The 22,385-nt window shown below is 71.6% G+C and carries 20 protein-coding genes; 5 read left to right on the top strand and 15 right to left on the bottom strand.

Features of this window, described 5'->3' with window-relative positions; all coding sequences use genetic code 11:
- Nucleotides 1–153: 153 nt before the first annotated feature.
- The 11 genes from AZE13_RS17835 to AZE13_RS17785 all read right to left on the bottom strand — a co-directional run bounded on the left by AZE13_RS17835 (nucleotide 154) and on the right by AZE13_RS17785 (nucleotide 14,962).
- Nucleotides 154–1,575 carry a lysine N(6)-hydroxylase/L-ornithine N(5)-oxygenase family protein gene (locus AZE13_RS17835; RefSeq protein ID WP_066932380.1) on the bottom strand — a complete coding sequence of 474 codons (1,422 nt, stop codon included), beginning with the start codon at nucleotides 1,573–1,575 and terminating at the stop codon, nucleotides 154–156.
- Nucleotides 1,572–2,966, bottom strand: coding sequence for a pyridoxal phosphate-dependent decarboxylase family protein (locus tag AZE13_RS17830; protein ID WP_066932378.1), 1,395 nt, complete (start codon nucleotides 2,964–2,966; stop codon nucleotides 1,572–1,574). The genes AZE13_RS17835 and AZE13_RS17830 overlap by 4 nt, the downstream gene beginning before the upstream one ends.
- Before the next feature lie 224 nt (nucleotides 2,967–3,190).
- Nucleotides 3,191–5,935, bottom strand: coding sequence for an aminopeptidase N (gene pepN / locus AZE13_RS17825; RefSeq protein ID WP_066932376.1), 2,745 nt, complete (start codon nucleotides 5,933–5,935; stop codon nucleotides 3,191–3,193).
- A 169-nt stretch (nucleotides 5,936–6,104) separates the two neighbouring features.
- Nucleotides 6,105–7,277, bottom strand: a complete 1,173-nt coding sequence (locus AZE13_RS17820) for an FAD-dependent monooxygenase (protein ID WP_079124109.1) — start codon at nucleotides 7,275–7,277, stop codon at nucleotides 6,105–6,107.
- A gap of 22 nt (nucleotides 7,278–7,299) precedes the next feature.
- Nucleotides 7,300–9,000 (bottom strand): acyl-CoA dehydrogenase family protein, encoded by a 1,701-nt coding sequence (locus AZE13_RS17815; protein ID WP_066932374.1) that lies wholly within the window; start codon nucleotides 8,998–9,000, stop codon nucleotides 7,300–7,302.
- A 77-nt stretch (nucleotides 9,001–9,077) separates the two neighbouring features.
- Nucleotides 9,078–10,265, bottom strand: coding sequence for an MFS transporter (locus tag AZE13_RS17810; RefSeq protein WP_066932372.1), 1,188 nt, complete (start codon nucleotides 10,263–10,265; stop codon nucleotides 9,078–9,080).
- A 140-nt stretch (nucleotides 10,266–10,405) separates the two neighbouring features.
- On the bottom strand, nucleotides 10,406–11,272 hold the full coding sequence (locus AZE13_RS17805; protein ID WP_066932370.1) for a thioesterase family protein: 867 nt from the start codon (nucleotides 11,270–11,272) through the stop codon (nucleotides 10,406–10,408).
- 337 nt (nucleotides 11,273–11,609) lie between these two features.
- Nucleotides 11,610–12,764 carry a sensor histidine kinase gene (locus tag AZE13_RS17800; protein ID WP_066932368.1) on the bottom strand — a complete coding sequence of 385 codons (1,155 nt, stop codon included), beginning with the start codon at nucleotides 12,762–12,764 and terminating at the stop codon, nucleotides 11,610–11,612.
- Nucleotides 12,765–12,786: 22 nt separating this feature from the next.
- On the bottom strand, nucleotides 12,787–13,467 hold the full coding sequence (locus AZE13_RS17795; RefSeq protein ID WP_079124107.1) for a response regulator: 681 nt from the start codon (nucleotides 13,465–13,467) through the stop codon (nucleotides 12,787–12,789).
- 100 nt (nucleotides 13,468–13,567) lie between these two features.
- A complete protein-coding gene (locus AZE13_RS17790; protein WP_066932366.1) occupies nucleotides 13,568–13,756 on the bottom strand; it encodes a hypothetical protein in 189 nt (62 codons plus the stop codon).
- Between the two features lie 396 nt (nucleotides 13,757–14,152).
- Nucleotides 14,153–14,962, bottom strand: a complete 810-nt coding sequence (locus tag AZE13_RS17785; protein ID WP_066932364.1) for a S1 family peptidase — start codon at nucleotides 14,960–14,962, stop codon at nucleotides 14,153–14,155.
- A gap of 328 nt (nucleotides 14,963–15,290) precedes the next feature.
- Here AZE13_RS17785 and AZE13_RS17780 point away from each other — a divergent pair, with 328 nt between their 5' ends.
- Nucleotides 15,291–16,193 (top strand): hypothetical protein, encoded by a 903-nt coding sequence (locus AZE13_RS17780; RefSeq protein WP_066932362.1) that lies wholly within the window; start codon nucleotides 15,291–15,293, stop codon nucleotides 16,191–16,193.
- A 213-nt stretch (nucleotides 16,194–16,406) separates the two neighbouring features.
- Here the strand turns inward: AZE13_RS17780 and AZE13_RS17775 are convergent, their stop codons facing one another.
- A complete protein-coding gene (locus tag AZE13_RS17775; protein ID WP_066932360.1) occupies nucleotides 16,407–17,102 on the bottom strand; it encodes an alpha/beta fold hydrolase in 696 nt (231 codons plus the stop codon).
- 258 nt (nucleotides 17,103–17,360) lie between these two features.
- On the opposite strand from AZE13_RS17775, the gene AZE13_RS17770 reads away from it, so the two are divergent.
- Entirely contained in the window at nucleotides 17,361–18,407 is a 1,047-nt protein-coding gene (locus tag AZE13_RS17770) for a LacI family DNA-binding transcriptional regulator (RefSeq protein WP_066932358.1), read from the top strand.
- A 174-nt stretch (nucleotides 18,408–18,581) separates the two neighbouring features.
- Entirely contained in the window at nucleotides 18,582–19,067 is a 486-nt protein-coding gene (locus tag AZE13_RS17765) for a hypothetical protein (protein WP_066932356.1), read from the top strand.
- Here the strand turns inward: AZE13_RS17765 and AZE13_RS36950 are convergent.
- Together AZE13_RS36950 and AZE13_RS17760 are read right to left on the bottom strand one after the other, a co-directional pair.
- A complete protein-coding gene (locus tag AZE13_RS36950) occupies nucleotides 19,057–19,215 on the bottom strand; it encodes a hypothetical protein (RefSeq protein ID WP_181690371.1) in 159 nt (52 codons plus the stop codon). The two genes, AZE13_RS17765 and AZE13_RS36950, sit on opposite strands and share 11 nt — an antisense overlap.
- Before the next feature lie 13 nt (nucleotides 19,216–19,228).
- Nucleotides 19,229–20,023 carry an SDR family NAD(P)-dependent oxidoreductase gene (locus tag AZE13_RS17760; RefSeq protein WP_066932354.1) on the bottom strand — a complete coding sequence of 265 codons (795 nt, stop codon included), beginning with the start codon at nucleotides 20,021–20,023 and terminating at the stop codon, nucleotides 19,229–19,231.
- A 90-nt stretch (nucleotides 20,024–20,113) separates the two neighbouring features.
- On the opposite strand from AZE13_RS17760, the gene AZE13_RS17755 reads away from it, so the two are divergent.
- A complete protein-coding gene (locus AZE13_RS17755) occupies nucleotides 20,114–20,695 on the top strand; it encodes a MarR family winged helix-turn-helix transcriptional regulator (protein ID WP_066932352.1) in 582 nt (193 codons plus the stop codon).
- Nucleotides 20,696–20,808: 113 nt separating this feature from the next.
- Here AZE13_RS17755 and AZE13_RS17750 read toward each other — a convergent pair whose 3' ends face one another.
- Nucleotides 20,809–21,570, bottom strand: coding sequence for an ArsR/SmtB family transcription factor (locus AZE13_RS17750; protein ID WP_066932738.1), 762 nt, complete (start codon nucleotides 21,568–21,570; stop codon nucleotides 20,809–20,811).
- Nucleotides 21,571–21,637: 67 nt separating this feature from the next.
- Here AZE13_RS17750 and AZE13_RS17745 point away from each other — a divergent pair, with 67 nt between their 5' ends.
- Entirely contained in the window at nucleotides 21,638–22,258 is a 621-nt protein-coding gene (locus AZE13_RS17745; protein WP_066932350.1) for a hypothetical protein, read from the top strand.
- Nucleotides 22,259–22,385 lie beyond the last annotated feature (127 nt).

Below are 22,385 nucleotides of genomic sequence, written 5' to 3'. Positions count from 1 at the left end.
GGGCTCCTTCGGTGTGGGTGGCCGAAGGGTCGCACATCGGGGCGGCGTCGGTGGGGAGAAGCAGGGCGGCGTGGGGGCGGCAGTGCTGCGGTGGCAGTGCTGTGGTGGCGCCGCCGACCGGCCGTCCCCCGTCGCGGCCAGCCCTCCCGGTGGTCAGTGGCGGGGGATGAGGCCGGCGCCCTGGCGGGGGATGGTGTGGGTGCTGCCGCCGGTGGTGGGCTGCTGGAGGCCGAAGGTGGTGAAGGCGGTGCGTTCGGGGAGGGGGTAGGGGGTGGTGCCGGTGAGGGAGTTGAGGATGGTGGCGCTGCGCCAGGCGGCGAGGCCGAGGTCGGGGGTGCCTACGCCGTGGGTGTGGGTTTCGGCGTTCTGGACGTAGAGGGAGCCGGTGATGGTGGGGTCGAGGACGACGCGGTGCTGGTCGTCGATGCGGGGGCGTTCGCGTGCGTCGCGGCGTACGTAGGGGTCGAGGGCGGCGAGGAGGGTGTCCAGGCGGCGTTCGCGGTAGCCGGTGGCGAGGACGACGGCGTCGGTGACGAGGCGGGAGCGGGTGCCTTGCTGGGTGTGGTCGAGGTGGAGTTCGACTTTGGTGGTGCCGACGCGGCCGGCGGTGCGTACGGAGACGCCGGGGGTGAGGGTGGTGTCGGGCCAGCCGCCGTTGAGGGTGCGGCGGTAGAGCTCGTCGTGGATGGCGGCGAGGGTGGCGTGGTCGATGCCTTTGTGGAGTTGCCACTGGCCGGGGAGGAGGTCGTCGCGGACGCGTTCGGGGAGGGCGTGGAAGTAGCGGGTGTAGTCGGGGGTGAAGTGTTCGAGGCCGAGTTTGCTGTATTCCATGGGGGCGAAGGCGGGAGTGCGGGCGAGCCAGTGGATGCCTTCGCGGCCGGTGGGGCGGGCGCGGAGCTGGTCGAGGAAGATTTCGGCGCCTGACTGGCCGGCGCCGATGACGGTGAGGTGGTCGGCGGCGAGCAGGCTGTCGCGGTGGTCGAGGTAGTCGGCGGAGTGGATGACGGGGACGGTGGGGGCGTCGGCGAGGGGGCGGAGGGGGACGGGGATGTGGGGGGCGGTGCCGATGCCGAGGACGAGGTGGCGGGCGTGGGTGCGGCCGAGGGCCTGGGCTTCGCCGTCGGCGTCGAGTTGGGTGAAGTCGACTTCGAAGGCGGTGCGTTCGGGGTTCCAGCGGATGGCGTCGATGTGGTGGCCGAAGTGGAGGGCGGGGAGGTTTTCGCTGACCCAGCGGCAGTAGGAGTCGTATTCGGTGCGGTGGATGTGGAAGCGCTCGGCGAAGTAGAAGGGGAAGAGGCGTTCGCGGGTCTTGAGGTAGTTGAGGAAGGTCCAGGGGCTGGCGGGGTCGGCGAGGGTGACGAGGTCGGCGAGGAAGGGGACTTGGAGGGTGGCGCCGTCGATGAGGAGGCCGGGGTGCCAGTGGAAGGCGGGGCGCTGGTCGTAGAAGGCGGCGCGGAGGTGGGTGAGGGGGTGGGCGAGGGCGGCGAGGGAGAGGTTGAAGGGGCCGATGCCGATGCCGACGAGGTCGAGGGGTTCATCAGGGCGGGCGATGGGGGTTTCGGGGGTGGTGGTCATCGGGGGGTGTGGCCTTCCACGAGTGTGAGGAGGGTGGTGAGGTCTCCGGGCTGGGTGTGGGGGTTGAGGAGGGTGACTTTGAGCCAGAGGCCGGTGGGGGTGGTGGCGCGGCCGAGGACGGCGCGGCCTTCGGTGAGGAGGGTGCGGCGGATGGTGGCGAGGGTGGCGTGGTCGGCGCCGGTGGGGCGGAAGAGGACGGTGCTGAGGGTGGGGCGGGAGTGGAGTTCGTAGCGGGGGTGGGCCTCGATGAGGTCGGCGAGGGTGCGGTCGACGAGGGTGCCGATGCCGTGGCGGCCGAGGGCTTTGAGGGTGACCGCGATTTTGAGGATGTCGGGGCGGCGGGTGGTGCGGAGTGAGCGGTGCAGGAGGTCGGGGAGGCCGGCTTCGGTGTCGTCGTCGGCGTTGAGGTAGTCGGCTTGGTGGGTGAGGGGGGTGAGGGTGGTGGGGTCGGGGACGGCGAGGAGGCCGGCGGCGACCGGCTGCCAGCCGAGTTTGTGGAGGTCGAGGGCGACGGTGTGGGCGCGGTCGAGGCCTTGGAGGGCTTTGGTGTGGGTGTCGCTGAAGAGGAGGGGGCCGCCGTAGGCGGCGTCGATGTGGAGGCGGGCGCGGTGGTGGTGGGCGAGGTCGGCGAGGGCGGGGAGGGGGTCGATGGCGCCGGAGTCGGTGGTGCCTGCGGTGGCGGTGATGAGGAGGGGGCCGGTGTGCGGGGGGAGGTTGGTGAGGCAGGTGTGGAGGGTGTCGGGGGTGAGGGTGCCGTTGGGGGTGGGGAGGGTGATGGGGGTGGGGAGGCCGAGGAGCCAGGCGGAGCGGTGGATGGAGTGGTGGGCGTTGGCGCCGCAGATGATCTGGAGGGGGCCGGCGGTGCCGGGGGTGGTGGCGGCTTCGCGGGCGAGGAGGAGGCCGAGCTGGTTGGATTCGGTGCCGCCGGTGGTGATCAGGGCGTCGGGGGCGGTGGCGTGGGGGTAGACGAGGGCGGCGAGGGCGCGGCTGGTGAGGGATTCCAGGGCGGAGGCGGCGGGGGCCTGGTCCCAGGAGTCCATGGAGGGGTTGAGGGCGGCGGCGGCGAGGTCGGCGGCGGTGGCCAGGGCGAGGGGCGGGCAGTGCAGGTGGGCGGCGCAGTGGGGGTCGGCGGGGTCGGCGGCGCCGGCGGCGAGGGTGTGGACGAGGGTGCGCAGGGCGGTGTGGGGTCCGGTGCCGTCGTCGGGGAGGACGGGGTGGCAGGCGTCGTGTACGGCGCGGGCGACGGTGTCGGGGCCGCCGGCCGGGAGGGGGCCGGCGCGGTCCTCGGCGCCGGCGGTGAGGGCGTCGAGGACGGTGTCGAGGAGGGGGCGGAGCGCGCGGGGGCCGTTGGTGCCGCCTGCGAGGGCGGTGCCGGCAGGGGGCACAGGCATGGGTGTGCTCTTCTGTGTGGGCGTACGGGGAGTTTTCCGGCAGCCTGGTCCGCGTCGCCGGGCGGTTCCCGTGCGGACGAGGCGTGAGGCGGCCCTAAGTTACTGTCCCGGTACGTGGTGTGCCCACTGGTTGCGGTCATACCACCCGTAAGTGGTACGGGCGCACCGCAGGTGTTCGGGTGCCGCCGGCCGGCGGGCGGCGGCACCGTCCGTGCGGTGGTGGGTTACGCCTTTCCGGCCGCCTTCCCGGCCGTCTCCCCGGTCGCTGCCCCGGTCCCCGCCCCGGCTGCGGCGTGTACCTTCAACGCCCGCCGCAGGTCGTCGAGTTGGTCGATGAGTTTGCGGCGGAGGGCGGGGGTGAGGCCGGGGTCGGCGAGGCAGGTTTCGCCGAGGCGGAGGGTGTCCTGGTCGATGGCGGTGACGGGGAAGGCGTGGGTGCCGGCCGCGGCGCCGAGGACGGGGCCGCGGGCGGCGGCGAGGGCAGGGGCGTCGGTGAAGTAGCGGGCGACGTAGGGGCGGAGCAGGTCGTGGTGTTCGGGTGCCCAGAAGCCGCCCGCGGTGGCGATGAAGAGGTAGGTGGAGAGGGCGGCTTTGCCGTCGGCGTCGTCGGTGGTGAACAGGGCGTCCCAGGCGGCTTGTTTGGCCGCCGGGTCGGGGAGGGCGGCGCGGCAGCGGGCGGCGCCTTCGCGGCCGGTGGCGCTGGGGTCGCGGGTGAGTTCGGCGTCGATGGCGGCGCGGAGGGTGTCGAGGGGGGTGGCGCCGAGGGTGGCGAGGCGGCCGAGGATGCGCCAGCGGAGTTCGGGGTCGAGGTGGGGGCCGCCGGGGACGCTGCCGTCGTCGAGCCAGGCCTGGAGGGCGTCGGGGGTGGTGGCGCTGTCGATGAAGGCGCGCACGGCGATGAGGCGGCGGCCGGTGGGGGCGCCGTTGTCGGGGCCTTCGGTGCGGCGGAGTATGTCGCGGCTGAGGGCGGTGAGGGTGGTGAGGGCGGTGTGGCGTCGGCCGGGGGTGCCTCCCGGCTCGCCCAGGGGCGAGGGGCCGGGTGCGAAGAGGTAGCGGTCGGCGATCTGGGTGCGGGCGAAGGTGAGGACGCCCTGGAGGATGGCGAGGTCGGTTTCGTGCGGGAGGTGGGTGCGGGCGGCGTCCAGGTAGGCGGTGGGGGCGAGTTCGCCGTCGCGGACCATGTCGCGGGCGGCGTTCCAGACAACGGCGCGGGTGAGGGGGTCGGGGAGGCCGGAGAGGGTGGTGAGGGCGGTGTGCCAGGAGGCGGCGTCGAGGCGGATCTTGGCGTAGGTGAGGTCCTGGTCGTTGAGGAGGAGCAGGGCGGGGCGGCGGCCGGTGGCGGTGTGCGGCTTGCTGGGGGTACTCCCCCAGCTACCGCTGGGGGCACCCCCACCCTGCTCGAGCGGGGTCGGGAGCTCGGAGGACGGGAGGTCGAGGGTGAGGGGGGTGCGGGGGGTACGGGGGACGAGGTGGCCGGGGGTGTGCGGGTCGTGGTCGTAGCGGCCGACGGTGAGGCGGTGGGGGCGGGTGCCGTCGTGGCTTCCGGTGTGGTCGACGGTGAGGGTCCAGTGGCCGTCGCCGGTGTCGTGGACGACGGGGGTGAGGGTGTCGGCTCCGGTGGTGCGCAGCCAGCGTTCGGCCCAGGTGTGGACGTCGCGGTCGGTGTGGCGGGCGAGGGAGTCGATGAAGTCGGCGAGGGTGGCGTTGCCGAAGCGGTGCCGGGCGAAGTGGTCGTTGATGCCGGCGAGGAAGTCCTCGGTGCCGAGCCAGGCGACGAGCTGGCGGAGGGCGGAGGCGCCCTTGGCGTAGGAGATGCCGTCGAAGTTGAGGAGGGCGGCGGCGGTGTCGGGGACGTCTTCGGGGGCGGGGGCGACGGGGTGGGTGGAGGGGCGCTGGTCGGCGTCGTAGCCCCAGCCCTTGCGGGCGACGGCGAAGGCGGTCCAGGTGTCGGTGAAGCGGGTGGCTTCCGACAGGACCTGGTAGCCCATGTATTCGGCGAAGGATTCGTTGAGCCAGATGTCGTCCCACCACTGGAGGGTGACGAGGTCGCCGAACCACATGTGGGCCATTTCGTGGGCGATGGTCACACCGCGGGCCTGGCGTTCGGTGTCGGTGACGGCGGAGCGGTAGACGTATGCGTCGCGGAAGGTGACGAGTCCCGGGTTCTCCATGGCGCCGGCGTTGAATTCGGGGACGAAGGCCTGGTCGTAGGAGTCGAAGGGGTAGGGCTCGTCGAAGAGTTCGTGGTAGCGGTCGAAGCAGCGGCGGGTGAGGTCGAGGAGTTCGTCGGTGTCGGCGTCGAGGTGGGGGGCGAGGGAGCGGCGGCAGTGGAGGCCGAAGGGCAGTCCGGCGTGTTCGGTGCGTACGGAGTGCCAGGGGCCGGCGGCGACGGCGACGAGGTAGGTGGAGATACGGGGGGTGGGGGCGGCTTTCCAGCGGCCCTCCCCCAGGTGTTCGGTGATGCCGTTGGCGAGGACCTGCCAGCCTTCGGGGGCGGTGACGTGGAGGTCGAAGACGGCTTTGAGGTCGGGCTGGTCGAAGGCGGCGAAGACGCGCTGGGCGTCGTGCATGAACAGCTGGGTGTAGGCGTAGTTCTCGCCGTCGGCGGGGTCGGTGAAGCGGTGCATGCCTTCGCCGGTGCGGGAGTAGCGCATGGTGGCGTGGACGTGGAGGACGTGCTCGCCCGCGGTGAGGTCCGTCAGGGGCAGCCGGTTGCCGTCCAGGGTCCCCGGGTCGAGGGGGTGGCCGTCGAGGGTGGCGGAGTGCAGTGTGGCGGGCTTGAGCTCGACGAAGGTGTCGCCGCCGGTGCGGGCGGTGAAGTGGACGGCGGTACGGGAGCCGAAGTGCTCTCCCTCCGGCTCCGCCGGGGGGACCTCCAGGCCGTGTGTGAGGTCGAGGTGGACCTCGTAGCGGTGGACGTCGATGAGCCGGGCTCGGGTCTGCGCCTCGTCGCGCTGCAGTTCGGGCATGGGGTCATGCTGCCGTACGGCCGGTGGGGTGTGCAGGGGGGTTTGCCGCGCCGGGCAAGGCCGGCAGCCGGCCCCGTCGCTCGGGCGACGGGGCCGACTGCCCGGGATTGTCGGTGCTCCCGGGATTGTCGGTGCTCCCGGGATCGTCGGTACGACCGGATCGTCGGTGCTAGCGTCGCGCCAGCGCCGCCGCGGCCTCCGCTATGGCGTCGTAGCCGGCGATGTGGTTCCTCGTGATGAGGTCCGAGATCGCCTCCGCCTTCTTGGTCATATCGTCGTTGCCGAAGTCCCGGTAGAGGCGGCCGGCCTCCCGCGACACCCTCTGTACCAGCGAGGTGCGGTCGATCCGTACGCCTTCGTAGACCTTCAGCAGTTCGGGCAGCGAGCCCGGGTCCGCGCCGTCGAGGATCGTGGCGAGGGCGAAGGCGTCCTCCATGGCCTGGTTCGCCCCCTGGCCCAGGTGCGGGACCATCGCGTGCGCGGCGTCTCCCAGCAGGGTGATCGACCGGGTCGACCAGCGCGGCAGCGAGGGGCGGTCGAAGATGCCCCACTTGAAGGTGGACTCGGCGGCGTCGATGGTCTCGAGCACCCGCGGCTCCCAGCCTTCGAACTGGTTGCGCAGCTCGTCGAGGGCGCCGGGCGCGGACCACGACTCGGCCGCGTCGCGGTCGCTCGGCACATAGCCGACGACGTTCATGACCTTGCCGGAGGAGACGAGGTAGCACAGGAAGGTGCGCTGGGGGCCGAACCAGATGGCGAGCCTCTGGTCCTCCAGCGCCCAGCTCAGCTTCTCGATCGGGACGAGGGCCCGGTAGGCCATGATGCCCTCGCCGGTCGGGCGCACCTCGACGCCCACCGCCTCCTGGACCGCGGTGCGGATGCCGTCCGCGCCGATGACCAGGTCGGCCGTGATCGATGTGCCGTCGCCGAAGTCGACGCGCGCGGAGTCGTCCAGCTGGTGGACCTTGACGGCCTTCTTGCCGAGGTGCAGCGCCTCGGCCGGGAGTTTGGAGACCAGCAGCTGCTGGAATTCTCCCCGGTGGACGGCGTAGGTGCTGCCGAGCGGGCTGGGCTTCTGCGGCCAGTTCTCGACCGGCAGCCGGTTGCCGGCCCAGTCGCGGACGATCGAGGTGCCGGCGGAGTAGCCGATCCTCTGCACGCCCTCGTCCAGGCCGACGGTGGCCAGCAGGTGCATGGCGTTGGGCAGGACGCCGAAGCCCGCCCCGATCGCCCTCAGCTCGGAGGTCTGCTCGTAGACGTTGACACGGTGTCCTTTTTCGCGCAGGGCGATGGCAGCGGTGAGGCCGCCGATCCCCGCGCCGATGATGGCGATGTTCAGCATGACCGGTCCCCCGCTCGTCTCGTTACAGCAGCCCGCTCGCGCGGGTGGCGGCCGCCTCGAGGTGGTCGAGGATCCGGCCGGCCGGCCATTCGGTGTGGACGGACTGGATGGCCGTCAGGACGGACTCGGCGAGCTCCCGGTGCTCGGCGAAGTCCTGCCGCGAGGTCACGAGGGTCAGCGCCAGGTCCTGGAGGATCAGGCTGAACACCGAGGCCCAGACCTCGTCATCCGGGTGTGTCCGCGCGTATTCGGCGATCACGGTGCCGTACACGGCGGTCGCGAAGATCTCCCCGAACGCCTGGACCTTCCGCTGGTCGCGCTGGTCCAGCGGGCCGGTGAAGAGCGTGGCGCCCAGGCGCTCGACGACGTCGAAGAACAGCGCGACGGCGGGGAGGTGGCCCAGGGCCTCCTTCGACGGGATGTGGTCGCTGAAGGCGAGCTTCTCGAGGCCGCCCAGCTTCCGCTGGGAGAGCAGGTAGCGCGGCGCCTCCAGGGCGTCGTCGGCGGCGTCCGGCACCGGCTCGGTGTTGCGTGCGAAGTCGAAGAACGCCGGGGCCGCGCGCACGGCCTGCATGAGGTTGACGTACTTCGTGCCCTCCAGACGGGGCAGGTACTCGGCGTACTTCATGACCGGCCGGAAGGCCGAGTCCGTTTCGAAGGCCTTCGCGGAGATGACGTCGCACAGCGAGTGGATGACGTCGGTGACGTCGTGTGTGACCTTGGCCTTGGCGATGGAGTTCAGGACGACGTAGCGGTTGTCGTCCTCGCCGGCCGCGTGCATGTGGTCGACGCAGCGGGAGGTGAACGCCTTCATGCCGATCAGTCGCAGCGTCGCGCGGCACAGGGCGTCGCGGTTCTGGCCGAACGCGGCGGTGGTGCTCCCGAAGATGGAACGGTGCGAGGTGTGGTGGAAGGTCTCCACCAGGGCGCGGGAGGCGAGGCCGGTCGCCGCCGTCGCGAGGTTGAACTTGCCGATGTTGATGGTGTTGACCGCGTCGGCGAACGCCTGGCCGCCGGTGGAGATGATGTCGTCGTCACCGAACGGGTAGTCCGTCAGCCGGAACTCGCTGGTGTACATCTGCTCGGGGGTCGCGTTGCGCACGAGCCGGAAGCCGGCTCGGTGCGAGTCCGCCCGGAAGAGGACGTAGTCCCGGTCTCCGCCGTCGGCGTTGCGGGCGAAGGTGGTGATGAGGCTGGAGACGTTGCCGTTGCCGGTGTAGTCCTTGCCTCCGTTGGCGACGTACGCGTCGGCGAGGCGCTTCACCGATGTCGCGGTGTTGCGCCAGTCCGCGCCGGCCCCGCGTTCGGACATGCCGAAGGCGCCGAGCATGCCCGCCCGGAACTGCTCGCGGTAGGTGTTCTGGACGGTGGTGTTCTGCGAGCCCCACACCGGGACGGCGGACAGCGAACTCACGTGCCACATCAGCCAGTGCGTGAAGCTGTGGAACGCCAGGTGTTCGCTGAGGCCCGCGACGCGGTACGGCGTCCAGCCGTCCTGGTGGTCGCCGAGCCAGGACGGCACCAGGGACCGCTCGAGCAGTCCGGAGGACTTCAGGAAGTACACGTACTCGGTGGGGTACTCGCGGTCGATCTCCTGCCGCAGCAGGGTGTCCCGTCCGACGTGCCGGAACCAGTCGGAGACCTCCGACACCATCCGGCGGTCGTCCTGCACCAGGATGCCGGGGCCACCCAGGAGGTGGCCGGTGTGCGCGGATTGCGCCATCTCTTTATTTCCTTACGTGTTCTCTCCACCGCATGGGTGGAAGGGCGTGGTGGGCCGAGGCCCCGGCCCGGTGGAGGTCAGGCGCGGACGGTTTCCGGGCGGCTGTCCACCGCCGGCTCCTTGCGCCACATTCCGGACCGGCTCAGCTGAAGGGTCCCGGTCGCGGCGAAGACCAGCGCGAACAGGCAGAACGCGACGCCTGCCGCGGTGAGACCGAAGGACCTCTCGATGAAGGCCAGGGCGATGACGGGGATCGCGGCGCCGGTGTACAGCGCCACGTAGTACAGGTTCACCGCGCTCACGCGCTCCGAGAGCGCGGTGCGGAGGGAGATCTCCTGGACGGACCTGGCGATGGTCAGGCCCTGCCCGAGGCCGGCGAGCAGGGCGGCGGAGGTGTAGAGGACTCCGCTGCCGAACGCGACTGCGCCGATCAGGACCAGCAGGCCGAGGCTCATCACGCAGACCCCGGACCCCAGGCCGCGGGCGATGGTCAGCCGCCGGAAGGCCAGCTGTGCGAGCGCGGATCCGCCGAAGGCGCCGCCGACGACGAGCCCGGCGGTGAGTCCGCTCGCCTGGGGATAGAACGTGGTGAGGAAGTGCGGTGTCAAGCCCGCCAGCATGCCCAGCGTCGCCATGCCGGACACGCCGATGAGGGTGAGTCCGGTGTACGTGCGCCGGTGCGCGGAAGGCGGCTTGGGCGTCGACCAGACGAACGGTACGCGGTCGGCCTTGGCCAGCGGTTCCCGGATGACCAGCATGAGAACGGAGATGACGCAGATCAGGACGAGGTGCAGAACGAAGAGGGTTTTCTGCGGTGCGTCGAAGAACTGGGCGCCGAGTCCGCCGGCCACCGGACCGACGCCCAGGCCGAGGATATTGGCCGCGGTGGCCCATACGGCGGAGTTCTTGGCGATGCTTGCGGGAGCCACTTCCACGGCGGCCACGGTGGCGGTTCCCATGAACAGGCCCGCGGCGAGCCCGGTCAGTGACCGGGCGGCGAAGAGTCCGGCGATCGATGTGGCGTTGAGGAAGACGATGTTCGAGGCGATGCTGCAGACCAGCCCGATCATCAGCAGCGGGCGTCTGCCGATGGTGTTGGACAGGGAATTGAACAGCACCAGTGCGGCAATCACCCCGAGGGCATAGATTGCGTATACCTCGGTCACCTGAAGCGTGGTGAGCCCGAATTCTCTGCTGTAGATCGCATAGATCGGGGTGGGCAGTGCCGTATGGCCCATAATGGCCACGACACTGATCAGGATCACCGAGAAAGATAACGTGCGTAACGGTTTATTCGTTGCCATATCGTGTTCCGCCTCTCCGCCGGGCCCCCGCCCCGGAGTGGGTTTTGTCGTTTTCTTCGGGAAGGAAGTGTTGAGGTCGGGAAGGAAATCTTGAGGCGATGTCAGGCGACGAGCATCGACTGGAGCACGTAGGCGCATTCGTCGGCGCGGTCGCCCATCGTTGCGTGGCTCACCGCGGCGCCACCGGGCGAGGTGACCGTGGTCGAGTCCAGGAGCAGCCATTCGCCCTCGGGCAGGCGATGGCAGTGCACCGTGATCTCCGTGTTGATCGCGAGGTGCTTGGGCATCTCCACCCGGCGCCCGACGGACCAGCAGCTGTCGGCCATGACCATGAGGCGGCCGAAGGGGGTGTCGGGCTCGCCCAGGACGAGCGGGATACGCGACCGGACCCAGGCCTTTCCGGGACCGTACGTGGCGAACGGCCGCTCTTCGGCGAAGCGCCATTCGACGGCGGACACATAGCCGTCCGTGTGGCCGGTCACGGCCAGCGGAGCGGGCGGGGTGACGGAATTGTCGTAGGCGAACACCAGCGGTTCGACCGGCGGCACGGCATCGTCGAAGGCCAGCGCCGGGCTTCCGGTCCCGGCCCTGCGGGCCCGGGCCAGGGTCTGCGGTGTGGACCGGTAGCGCCACATGCGGGCCAGCGCCACGGCCTTGTCGTCGTGCAGCAGGGTGCCGGACAGCAGATCGGTCCGGTTGGTCGAGTGCACGACGGAAGTCTGCAGTGTCAGCTCGGCGACCGGGATTTTGCCGAGCAATTCGAACGTCATCCGCGCCGGGTGGAAGCCCTCGCGGGGGAAGTCGTTCAGCATCTGCATCGCCAGCAGTGCCGAGGGAGGTCCCGCGTGCTGCATGTCCGGGCCCCATGGCCCCGCCGTTGACGGGCTGCTGGCGTACGTCGCCTTGTCCAGGCGCTCGTAGAACGCATCGGCGAGCACACGGGCAGGCCGGTCTAACCCTGTTGTCATTTTCTTAACCCCCGTAAAAGAAGCCCGGCCAAATTCTCGGCTCGAGCAGGCATCACCTTAATCGAATTTTCCATAGCCGCACCGTGACCCCGATCACAATACAGTCCGGCGCATAGTCAATAGCAAAACTGTCCCGGTTTGGCCGATTCCGCCGGTAACAGCAACAAATAGCGATGCCCAACTGTTTGGGTTGCCGAGCGGGCCATCGGCCTTGGCATGGCACATTTCCGACGGCGGATGCCGAACGAATCCCGGTTCAGGCCCTGGTGCCGCCCAGGGATTCCAGGGGTGCGCCGCAGCGCGGCGAACAGCGTGCGGTGGGGGCGGGGGCCGCTCGTCATGCCGCGCCGTCGAGAGGCAGGACGGCGGTCAGTTCCCAGCCCCCCTCGGCGGCGGGGCCCGCGCGGAGCCGGCCGCCCATCGCCGCGGCCCGTTCCGTGAGACCGGCCAGGCCGAAGCCTCCGCCGGCCGCGGCCTGTTCGGAGAGGCGGGCCGGGGCGCCTCCGTCGTTGGCGACGCGCAGCTCCACGCCGCCGGGGACGGCCCGCAGGCCGACGCGTACCGCGGTGGCGTCCGCGGCGTGCTTGCGGATATTGGTGAGCGCCTCCCGCACGATGCGGTAGACGGCGGCGGCCAGATCGGCGGGCAGGGCGTCGGCCATGGCGTGGTCGACGGAGAGCACGACCGGCGGCCCGGTGCGGGCGAAGGCGTCGGTCAGCGCGCGGACCTCCGCGAGCCCGGCGAGCGGCTGGGTCCGGGCGCCGTTCTCGCGCAGCACCCGCACCAGCCGGCGCATCGCGCCGAGCGCCTCGCCGCCGGAGGCCTCGATCCGTTCGAAGGTGGCGCCCGCCCGGGCCCCGTCGAGCGTGGTGAAGCGGGCCGCGCGGGCCTGGACGACGATGCCGGTGACGTGGTGGGCGACCAGGTCGTGCAGCTCACGTGCGAGTTCCAGCCGCTCGGCGGCTCGTACGGCGGCGAGGTCGCGCAGCCGCTGGGCGTCCTGCCAGCGCAGAATCATCGAGTAGGCGGCGACGACCACGGTGAGCACGCCGTAGACGACGGCGAACAGGCCCGGCCGGGCGTCCCGCATCGGGGCGAGGACACAGGACAGTCCGAGCATCGGGCCGAGAACGGCGGCGGTACGGCCGGGCGCCCGGTGGACCACTGCGGTGAGCAGCACCAGCAGGGCGATGCCCTCCCCCAGACCCCACACCTTCAGGGCATGCTGCCCGGCGATCAGCACCGTGGAGGCGGTGAGCGAGACGACGGCCGCGGCCTGGCTCCGTACGGTCAGCGGGATCCGGGCGTACGGCACCGCGCACAGGCAGACGACGACCGCGGTGGCCACCACGATCGCGTGCGGGTGGCTGGGCTGGCGGGCCAGCACCACGGTCTCCACGCCGACCAGGAACAGCAGAACCGCCGCCAGGGATGCCTTGGCGGCAACGGCTCCGCGCGGGTGGCTCTGCGCCCACCCGGTTGTCAGGCTCATGCTCGCAGTTCGCTCCGCCCGCTCACGTTCTTCCGGAGGCCAGGCCGCTCTCCCAGGCCCAGGCGGCGATCTCGACGCGGTTACGGGCCGCCAGCTTGCTCTGCACATTGGCCAGGTGGGACTTGACCGTGGACAGCGAGACATACAGCTCACCGGCGATCTCGGCGTTGGTACGGCCGCGTGCCAGCGCCCGTACGACGTCCTGTTCGCGTTCGGTGAGCGGCTCGGAGGGCATGCGGGCCGGTCCGCCGCAGCCGGCCGCGGGCGTCATCTCGCGCAGCAAGCGGACCGTGATCGCGGGGGAGACGAGGGAGTCGCCGACGGCGGCGGCCCGGACGGCCTCGACGAGCATGGCCGGGCTGGCGTCCTTGAGGAGGAAGCCGGAGGCGCCGCCGCGCAGCCCGGCGTGGACGTACTCGTCGAGGTCGAAGGTGGTGACGATGACGACGCGGGTCCGGTGCCCGCTTCCGGGGCGGGCGGTGGCACGCTCGGTGAGCCGGCGGGTGACCTCCAGCCCGTCGACTCCGGGCATGCGGATGTCCAGCAGCAGCACGTCGGGGTGCAGCCGGTCGACGGCTTCGAGAGCGGCCTCGCCGTCGACGACGTCGTCGAGGACCTCGATGTCGTCCTGGCTCTCCAGGATCATCCGGAACCCGGTCCGGACCATCTCCTGGTCGTCCGCGATGACCACACTGATCGGCACATCCGCCTCCTCTCGTCCGTCGGTGGTGTCGTTCCGCTCGTGGTGTCGTTCCGTCGGTGATGCTGGGGCTCGGGGCCGGGGCCGGGGCCCGCCGGGCCGGTCAGGCCAGGACCCCGGACAGGGGCGCGGCGTCCGTGTCCGTGTCCGCCTCCTCGACGGCGCCGTGGTGGCCGCCGAGCAGGACGTACGCGAGGGCCGCGGCGGAAGCGGCGAGCAGCACGGCGGCGAGGACCGTGGCGTGGTGGTCGCGGTCACGCGCCGGGGGCCGGGTGTGTGGCTTGGGGCACATACGGTTCACGCTAGGGAGCTGTCAAGGGGCGGCCCATAGGCCGTACGGCCATCGCTCGCCGCACAAGGTCCGGCCCGGAGGGTGAGCTTGGTCCCCGGCCGGGCGGACGAACGTCCGGGCCGCCGGGGGACGAAAGTCCCGCGACGGAGGACCGGACCCGAGGAGTGGACCCGAGGAGCAGATCCGAGGAGCGGATCGGCTGACCGGCCGACGGCGCTGCGAAGGGCCCGGGGAACGCACCCCGGGCCCTTCGGTCATCCCTACTGGTCGTACACCTGCCGGTCAGCCGTGCACCGTGCGGTCAGCCACGCACCGTGCGGTCAGCCACGCACCGTGCGGTCAGCCACGCACCGTGCGGTCAGCCATGCACCGTGCGGTCAGCCATGCACCGTGCGGTCAGCCGCCCAGCTGGTCCGCCGCCTTCTTGATGTCCGCGGCGAAGGCGCTCACCTCGCTGTAGACACCGGGCTTGCCGGGCCGTGCGCAGCCCTCGCCCCAGGAGACGATGCCCACCTGGATCCACTGGTCGGCCTCGTCCTTGCGGAACATCGGGCCGCCGGAGTCGCCCTGGCAGGTGTCGACGCCGCCGGTGTCCAGCTTGCCGGCGCAGATCTCTTCGCCGGGGACCAGCTGGTCGCCGTAGGCCTGCTTGCAGGCGGCGTCGTCGACGAACGGCACATTCGCCTTGAGGAGGTAGCGCTGCTGGTCGCCGCCCTCCTTGTCGGCGCCCCAGCCGGCGATGGTGAAGTCGCCGTTGTTGAACTTGTCATCCTCGGCGATCTTCAGCGTGGGCTGCTCTATCGGCTGGGCCAGCTTGATCAGCGCCCAGTCCTTGCCCTTGCCGTCGTAACCGGGGGCCTGCAGGACCTCGGTGGACTTGACCTTGACGGCACCCGAGTCCTCGAGGTCCACCACGCCCGCGGTGGCCGTGATGGAGGTGTTGGGTCCGCTTCCGTCGACGCAGTGCGCCGCGGTGAGCACGATGTTCTTGGTGTAGAGCGCGCCGCCACAGCCCATCGACAGCCGCACCATGAACGGGAATTCACCCTGGTCGGCGGGGACTCCACCGACGACTTTGGTGTGAACGGAGCCGGAGGGGTCCGGAGCGGGAGCGGCGGAGGCCGAGCCGACCTGGAGGCTGAAGGCTGCCAGGGCGACCGCGCCGACGGCGGTGGTTCTTCTGAGGAGATTCCGGTAGTCGCGCAACGGGCTTCCTTTCGTGGGGGGTTGCACGTTGTGACGAGCCCATGCCAACACCGGAGCCGGACGTGGCCGTCGAAGAAGGTGCGTGGAGGACGACAGCACGCCGCTGGACGTCCGGACCCAGTGGGGGATGAGCCCGTGGTGCGCCCTTGGATTATGTGGACTGGGCGATCAGAGTGACAAGGGTGCGTCCGGCCAACTCCCGCTCTTCTCGCGGCCCGTGCGGCTCTCCCCACGGCCCGTACGGTTCTCCCCACGGCCCACAAGGCGCACGCCGGCACGGACCATACGGCGCATACCGGGCTTTCCCGGACAGTCGTACAGTGGCCGGGTGACTACGGGCGACAGCGCTATCGAACACGGTTTCCCTCACCTCGACACGGTGAACGCGGCCATCCATGCCCTGTTCAAGCGCCTGTCGTACGACACGGTGAGCACCTTCGCCGGCAGTGTTCCACCGGTCGATGTGGCGTTCGACGACTCCGAGGACCTGCATCTGGGCGCCCAGCGGGTGGCCCATGCCCTGGTCCGGCAGCTGCATCTGCCGGATGCGCGGGTGGTGGTGACCTTCCGCGAGATGGAGCACGCGGCGAACGTCGAACTCACCGCAGAACCCGAGTACTTCATCGAGCTCAACGACCGCTTCAGGAAGCACCGCAAGGACATCGGTGCCGCACTGGCCCATGAGGTGATGCACGTCTGCCTGCACCGCCTGGACCTGTCGTTCCCCGGCACCCGCGACAACGAGATCCTCACCGATACGGCGACGGCCTACCTCGGTGCGGGCTGGCTGCTGCTCGACGCCTACCGCGAACACGGCCCGTTCTCGCAGAAGCTCGGCTATCTGACGCCGGAGGAGTTCGGCTATGTCCTGGCCAAACGGGCCGAGTTCTTCGCCGAGGACCCGGCGCCGTGGTTCACCAGCCCGCAGGCGTACGACGCGTACCGGGCAGGCGCGGCGCGGGCCCGCCGTGACGCGCACCGGCCGCCGCTCGCCGCCGCGGGCTGGGCCGCCCGGCTCCGTTACGCCAAGGACCGCCGGGCGGCGCGGGATCCGCGAGGGGCCGGCCGTCGCCCGTCCGGCGCGGGCGACGGCTATGCGTTCGAAGGCCCGTCCCCCTTGCGGGTGTCGTTCCCCTGCCCGGTCTGCCGGCAGCGGATCCGGGTCCCGGTCCGCGGCCGGCTGCGGGCCCGCTGCGGGCTGTGCAAGACCGTGCTCGAATGCGACACATGACGGGCGGCGTATGCGTGGTCGGGCCGACTGCACGGGGGAATTGGGGAATTACGGGGGGGGAGGGGGAAGGGGGAATACCGTCCGGCCCCAGCCGGTTGTGGCCCCGAGGGGGCCCTCGCGCCCCCTACGGGATCCGTTCGAACGCCCCCTACGGGTACCCCCGGACATCCCCCCGATCTTCGCCCCCCACCCCCACCCCCCCCCAGACTTCCCTCAAACCCACCCCTCCAGCCCCGCCATGAACCCGTCGAAGTCGTCGCGGTGGATGGTGTGGCCCGCACCGGCCACCGTACGGACCTCGAAGCCGCGCCCGGCCAGTTCCGCTGCGCCCTCGGCGGAGAAGAGGAACCCCTCCCCCGCGATCTGCACGAGCGAGGGGACCACCGGCTTCTCCGGCGTACGGTCCTGGAAGCGCTCGGCGGACATGGCATGGGCGGTGGCGGTGTCCCAGTCCGCGAGCGTGGCCAGTTCGGTGTCGACATCGGCGTCGTCCCAGCGGGGGTTGAAGCTCCGTACCATCGCCCGGTTCGCGGTCTTGAACGTGACGAACACGGCCGGGTCGAGGGGCTGGCCGCCCCGTCCGAGTGACCACGCCGGATCGCTGTAGACGGCGCGCCGGGGCTGCAGCCGCTCCACCGCGAGGGAGAGCGCCAGGCCGCCCAGGGAGTGCCCGATGACGACCTCGGGGAACGCCGGCAGGGTCTCCACGAGGTCGTCGGCGAACAGTTCGGCACCGTACGGGCCGCGCGGGCTGCGGCCGTGGCCGCGCAGGTCGACCGCGAGCACACGGTAGCCGCGCTCGGCGAGCGCCGGGCCGACCCGGTGCCAGGTGCGGTGGTCGGACATTATGCCGTGGACCAGCACCGCGGTACGTGGGCCGGTGCCCCATTCACGGGTGTACAGCTGCATCCGTCTCCTCTCCGGAACTTCCTCACGCCGCTTCACGAACTTCACGAGCGTCGCGAACTTCACGCACTTCCACGCGCCTCGCGCGCTTCCACGCACTCCGCATGCTTCACACTGCTGCACGCGCTGCACACCGTCGCACGGCCTGCGACGCCGCTCCGGAACCGTACGCCGCCTGAGGTTACACGTGTCACCACCCTGCGGAGACGTGCCGCGTCCCGACCCGCCGGGCGAAATCCCTGTGCGAGGATGCCCAGCAGCATGACTGACCCAGACCGCCCCCGGGCCATCCCAACACCCCCTACCAGCGCGGCCGTTGCCCGGCTCGCCGGGGTTTCCCGCGCCACCGTCTCCTACGTCCTGAACGGGCGGGCCGCCGGCCGGGTCGGCGCGCACACCGAGGCGAGAGTACGGGCCGCCGCGGAGGAGCTGGGGTACGTTCCGCACGCCGCGGCCCGGAGTCTGCGGGCGGGCCGCGGCAGCATCGTCCTGCTGTCCGCGCCCGCCGATACGGTCTCGGCGTTCGGCCCCCTCGCCACCCGCTTCCTGGCCGGTTTCCAGACCGCCCTGCACGGCCTCGGCTACACCGGCGTCCTGCACTGCGCGCCCGCCTCCTCCCCCAGGGCCGCCGCCCGCGCCTGGGCCGAGCTGCGGCCGGCGGCGGTACTGGCGCTGCACGGCCCGCCGCTGGACGCGGCCGCCGTGGAGCTGCTGCACCGTTCGGGCACCGCCGCGGTCCTCACCCACGGCCCGCCGGCCCCGTCCGGCGCGCACACCCTCCTCCTCGACCAGCGGGAGGCCGGGCTGCGGGCCGGGGAGCACCTACTGGCCGCGGGGCACCGGCGGATCGGGGTGGTCCGGCCCGCCGAGCCCGGCCTGACGGCCTTCGCCGAGCCGCGCCTGGCGGGCGTACGAGCCGCGGCCGCCACCCGGCCCGGCGCCGAGGTGCGCCCGCTCCACCTCGCCCTCACCGAGGAGTCGGCGGCCCGCCTCGCCGCCTCCTGGGCACGACTGAACCTGGACGCGGTGTTCGCGTACAACGACGAGTACGCGATGCTGCTGATGCGTGCCCTCCAGGACGCCGGCCACACCGTCGGTGTCCGCTCCCCCGGCGAAGTCGCCGTGGTGGGCGCGGACGACCTGCTGCTGGCCCGGCTGCTGCGCCCCCGCCTGACCAGCGTCCGCGCCGAGCTCACCGCGCCGGAGCGGCTGGCGGCCCTGGTCGCCGGCCTGATCCGCGCTCCGGAAAGCCCGCCGAGGACCCACCGACTGGGCACCTTCCGCGTCGAGGCACGCGAGTCGGGCTGAATCAGGCCGAGCCGGGCCGAGTGGGTTCAGGTCGGTCCGAGTCGGGCCGACCTGGGCCGAGTTGCGCCGAGCAGGACCGGGGCGCACCGAAGCGGGGCGTTGTGCCACAGGCGGAATCCGCCGGAACCCCTCGCGCCTCCGGCACGTCACATCCGCGACCCGAGGAGGCATGTCATGCGAGGACCCCACTCCCGCACCCGTACGCTCACCGCCGTGCGCATACTCGCGGCGTCCGGCGCCGTCGCACTGTCCGGCTGCGGCCGGCCACAGCAGTCCGTGGGCACCGCCAAGCCGCCGCAGAAGCAGGACGCGTTCGAGCGGCGGGCGGACCAGATAGTCCGTAGCTGGCCGAAGGTGTCGCCGGTCTCCGGGCGGCAGGAGGCGCTGCTGCCGCTGGTCGGCGCGGACCGGCCCAAGGACACCTCCGTACGGGAGATCACCGTGACCGTCGGGCACAGCGCGTGCGATGCCCGCTTCGGCGCGCGCGGCCATGAGGCGAAGGGGCTCGTGGTGGTGACCGGCTGGGGCAAGAGGAAGAGCGCCAAGGGCATGTGCACCGAGATGCTGGCCACCGACAAGGTGACGGTCAAGCTCCGGGGCCCGCTGGCCGGCCGCACGGTGGTGGACGCGGCCACCGGAAAGCAGCTGCTCAAGGGGTGACCACGGGGTCCCCGGCGCGGCCGGATGTCCGCGCCGGGGCGTCGACCGACACATCAGCCGGGGTGTCGACCGACGCATCAACTGACACGTCGACCGACATGTTGATCGACACGCCGACCGACACGTTGACCGACATGACGGCCGACACGTCGAGCGACCTGTCAACGGGTGGTCCGCGTCCCTCCGTTGACGTTCAGGACCTGGCCGGTGATGTGCCGGGCCGCCGGTGATGCCAGGAACGCGACGGTCCCCGCGATGTCGGACGGCGCTCCCGCACGGCCGACCGCCGAGGCGGCCACCAGGCGCTCGCGGCGCTCGTCGGTGAGCTGGTCGCGGAAGAAGTCGGTATCCGCGATGTAGCCGGGCGCGACGACGTTGGTGGTGATGTCGCGGGGGCCGAGCGTCCGGGACAGGTCGACGTTCCAGGAGGCGAGTCCGGCCTTGGCCGCGCCGTAGGAGCCGGCTCCCTGGTCGGCGGCGATCGATCCGATGTGGACGACCGCGCCGCCGGCCGCGAGCCGGTCCGCCACCGCCTCGGTGGTCAGTACCGCGCTGAGCAGGTTCGCTTCGAGGTTGGCGCGGAACGCCCGGGCGTAGGCGACGAGGCCGATGCCGCCGTCGGCACCCCCGTTGGCGCCCCCGTCGGTGTCTCCGCCGGCGTGGACCTCGGCGTGGACCTCGGCGTGGGCGCCGGCCTCGAGGTCGGTGTTCCCGCCGGCGTTGTTGACCAGGACGTCTATCCGGGCGGGGAGTTCGGCGCGCAGTGCGCCGAGCGCATGCGGGTCGGTGTGGTCGCAGACCAGGGGCCGGACGCCGGGGCGGCCGGCGGCGGTCTCCTCGAGAGGGCCGGTGCGACGACCCGTGACGATGACCTCGTCGCCCAGGTCCGCGAAGTGGTGGGCGACGGCGCGTCCGATGCCGGTTCCGCCGCCGGTGACGAGGATGGTGCGTGACATATGCTGGCTCCGTCCATCACGTTCAGCTCTAAATCAATGCTGAATTCAGCGCTAAATTTAGACCTGAACATAACACCACCAGGAGGGTCCGTGGCAAGGGAATCCAAGGCGGAGGACGGCTACGGGAACCCGGCGGCCCGCGCCTCCTCGTACCCCGTCGAGGAGATCGCCGCCGCCTGGGAGCGCGAACGCCCCGGCACTCCGGTCTCCTCGATCGGGATCGTGACGCCGATCTGGCAGCTGGCCAAGCTACTGGGCGATGAACGGCGCCGGGTGTTGGCCCACGCCGGAGTGGACCCGGCCACCCTCGACCTGCTCAGCGTGCTGCGCCGCGGCGGGGCCCCGTACACCCTGACCACCCGCGAGCTCAGCCGCCGCTCCCTGGTCACGGCGGGCGCGATCTCCCAGCGGGTGGCCCGGGCCGAGCGCGAGGGGCTGGTGACCCGGCGGCCGGGCGAGGGCCGTCCGCGCACGGTCCTGGTCGCGCTGACCCCGGCCGGTCATGCGCTCATCGAGACGACCGTCGACCAAGTGCTCCGCCGCGAGGCGGAGTTGATCGACGGCCTCACCCCCGAACAGCAGGAACAGCTCGCCGGCCTGCTGAAGAGCCTGCTGCAGGACACCCAGCGCAGGCTCGGCGACGACCGGATCGGACAGGTCGGCGCGGAGTAACCGGCGCAGGCGGCGCAAGCAGCGTAAACGGCGCAACCGGAGCAGCCGGCCGGCATCACCACCAGGCCCCACGCCACCACCCGCTTCACCGCCGCACGAGACGCCGTACGAGGTCAGGCGCGGGCGGACGGGAACGTGAGGGACGGCGAGAGCGCCTCGTCGGGCAGGCCGAGCTGGTCACGGAAGGCCGTTCGCCCGGCTTCGGTGACGCCGAGGATGCGGGTGGTCGGCGACTTGACGACCCACGCCCGGTCCACAGCATGGCGGTACAGCGCCGCGCCGACCGCGCCGGAGAGGTGCTGACGGCGCACCGTCCAGTCGAAGCAGGTGCGCACATGGGCCCGATGGGCGGCCGAGGGGCCGGTGTCGGGGATGCCGAGGGCGGCGAGCCACCGGGCACCGTCGGCGGTCAGCACGAGGCCGTAGTCCGGGGCCAGGAGTCCGCGGTCGGTCATCGCCTCGACGATGGCGACGCCGAGAGCGCCGGCGATGTGGTCGTAGCACGTACGGGCATGATGCAGGGCCCTGCGCTGGTTGGCCTCGGCCAGGGAGCGGATCGGGACCGGGCGGTAGGGGGCCAGGCCCGCGAGGTTCTCCAGCGTCTCCGCGGTGTCCGGGCCCGCCAGCCGCACATAGCGGCGGCGGCCCTGGCGCTCCTCGGCGAGCAGGCCGCCGGAGACCAGGAGGTTGAGGTGTTCGGTGGTCGTGGAGGGCGCCACCGCGGCGTATTCGGCGAGTTCACCGGCGGTCCAGGTGCCGCCGTCGAGCAGGGCCATACAGATGGCCGCGCGGGTGCGGTCCGCGAGCAGCGCCGCGAGGGCGGCGAGGTCGGGCGTCTCCGCGAGGCTTTCCTGATCGGCGTCCCATCGGTTCATGTACACAGAGTAACCTCTGATAACATTTCGGTGAGAACCGAATCATCCAACTTCTATCCTCAACAACATGAAAAGCGCTCTGGAGAAGAGCAGTTCGGTCACCCCGGCGCTGCTGTCCACGGAGAACGACGACGGAACATTCGTTCTGGTCGAGCTGCGGATCCGGTGGGAGCTCGGGCCGGTCGTGAGCCTCTGGCTGCCGACCCGCGGGCGCACCGCCAAAAATCTCGCGGTACGCCCGGACGTGGTGTTCAACCTGCCGCCGGACGCGACGGGCCCTACGGGTTCCACGGGCTCTGCCGGCTCCACCGGCCCCCAGGAAGGGCTGGGCACTCTGGCCCCTTCAGCGGACGCGCCGTGGACGGATACACCGTGGACGGAACCGTCGGAGCTGGTCCGGCCGCCCCGACTGGCGCACTGTCCGGTGCAGTTGGAGGCCCGCCGGGTCGGTGCGCGTACGGTCGTCGACGGGGCGTGGACCCAGATCGAGGCACAGGTGCTGCGGGTGCACGCCGACCCGCGATGGGTACTGCCGCTGAGCAACCGTCGGATCGACCTGGGGGCATGGGAGCCGCCGGTACACGACTTCCGTCCGTCGCCCGCTCCCCCGCCGCAGCCCGTACCGGCGCCCGCCCGGGATCTGGCCGAGCAGCGGTCCCGCCGTTATCCGCAGCGCAGCGGTTCCTGAGCGGAACGGTTGACGGGGGGAGCGGTTCCCGGGGAGCGGCCCTTAGTTGGGCGGGGCGAGGACTCGCGGCGCCTGTCCTCCGGTCGGGGGAGGGGACAGGCGCCGCGGTCGGGAGCCGGATCGGGCC

It is taken from the genome of Streptomyces sp. NBRC 110611, from assembly GCF_001590865.1.
Taxonomy (GTDB): Bacteria; Actinomycetota; Actinomycetes; order Streptomycetales; family Streptomycetaceae; genus Streptomyces.
Note: the sequence above shows the minus strand (reverse complement) of the source record. Positions and strands in the feature narration are given on the sequence as shown.

Excerpts from the sequence above, each read along its gene's own strand:
- AZE13_RS17775 (WP_066932360.1), bottom strand. The coding sequence starts at position 17,102 with ATGCAGCTGTACACCCGTGAATGGGGCACCGGCCCACGTACCGCGGTG.
- AZE13_RS17745 (WP_066932350.1), top strand. The coding sequence starts at position 21,638 with ATGAAAAGCGCTCTGGAGAAGAGCAGTTCGGTCACCCCGGCGCTGCTG.
- AZE13_RS17770 (WP_066932358.1), top strand. The coding sequence starts at position 17,361 with ATGACTGACCCAGACCGCCCCCGGGCCATCCCAACACCCCCTACCAGC.
- AZE13_RS17765 (WP_066932356.1), top strand. The coding sequence starts at position 18,582 with ATGCGAGGACCCCACTCCCGCACCCGTACGCTCACCGCCGTGCGCATA.
- AZE13_RS17820 (WP_079124109.1), bottom strand. The coding sequence starts at position 7,277 with ATGCTGAACATCGCCATCATCGGCGCGGGGATCGGCGGCCTCACCGCT.
- AZE13_RS17800 (WP_066932368.1), bottom strand. The coding sequence starts at position 12,764 with ATGAGCCTGACAACCGGGTGGGCGCAGAGCCACCCGCGCGGAGCCGTT.
- AZE13_RS17835 (WP_066932380.1), bottom strand. The coding sequence starts at position 1,575 with ATGACCACCACCCCCGAAACCCCCATCGCCCGCCCTGATGAACCCCTC.
- AZE13_RS17815 (WP_066932374.1), bottom strand. The coding sequence starts at position 9,000 with ATGGCGCAATCCGCGCACACCGGCCACCTCCTGGGTGGCCCCGGCATC.
- AZE13_RS17830 (WP_066932378.1), bottom strand. The coding sequence starts at position 2,966 with ATGCCTGTGCCCCCTGCCGGCACCGCCCTCGCAGGCGGCACCAACGGC.
- AZE13_RS17805 (WP_066932370.1), bottom strand. The coding sequence starts at position 11,272 with ATGACAACAGGGTTAGACCGGCCTGCCCGTGTGCTCGCCGATGCGTTC.
- AZE13_RS17760 (WP_066932354.1), bottom strand. The coding sequence starts at position 20,023 with ATGTCACGCACCATCCTCGTCACCGGCGGCGGAACCGGCATCGGACGC.
- AZE13_RS17790 (WP_066932366.1), bottom strand. The coding sequence starts at position 13,756 with ATGTGCCCCAAGCCACACACCCGGCCCCCGGCGCGTGACCGCGACCAC.
- AZE13_RS17750 (WP_066932738.1), bottom strand. The coding sequence starts at position 21,570 with ATGAACCGATGGGACGCCGATCAGGAAAGCCTCGCGGAGACGCCCGAC.
- pepN (WP_066932376.1), bottom strand. The coding sequence starts at position 5,935 with ATGCCCGAACTGCAGCGCGACGAGGCGCAGACCCGAGCCCGGCTCATC.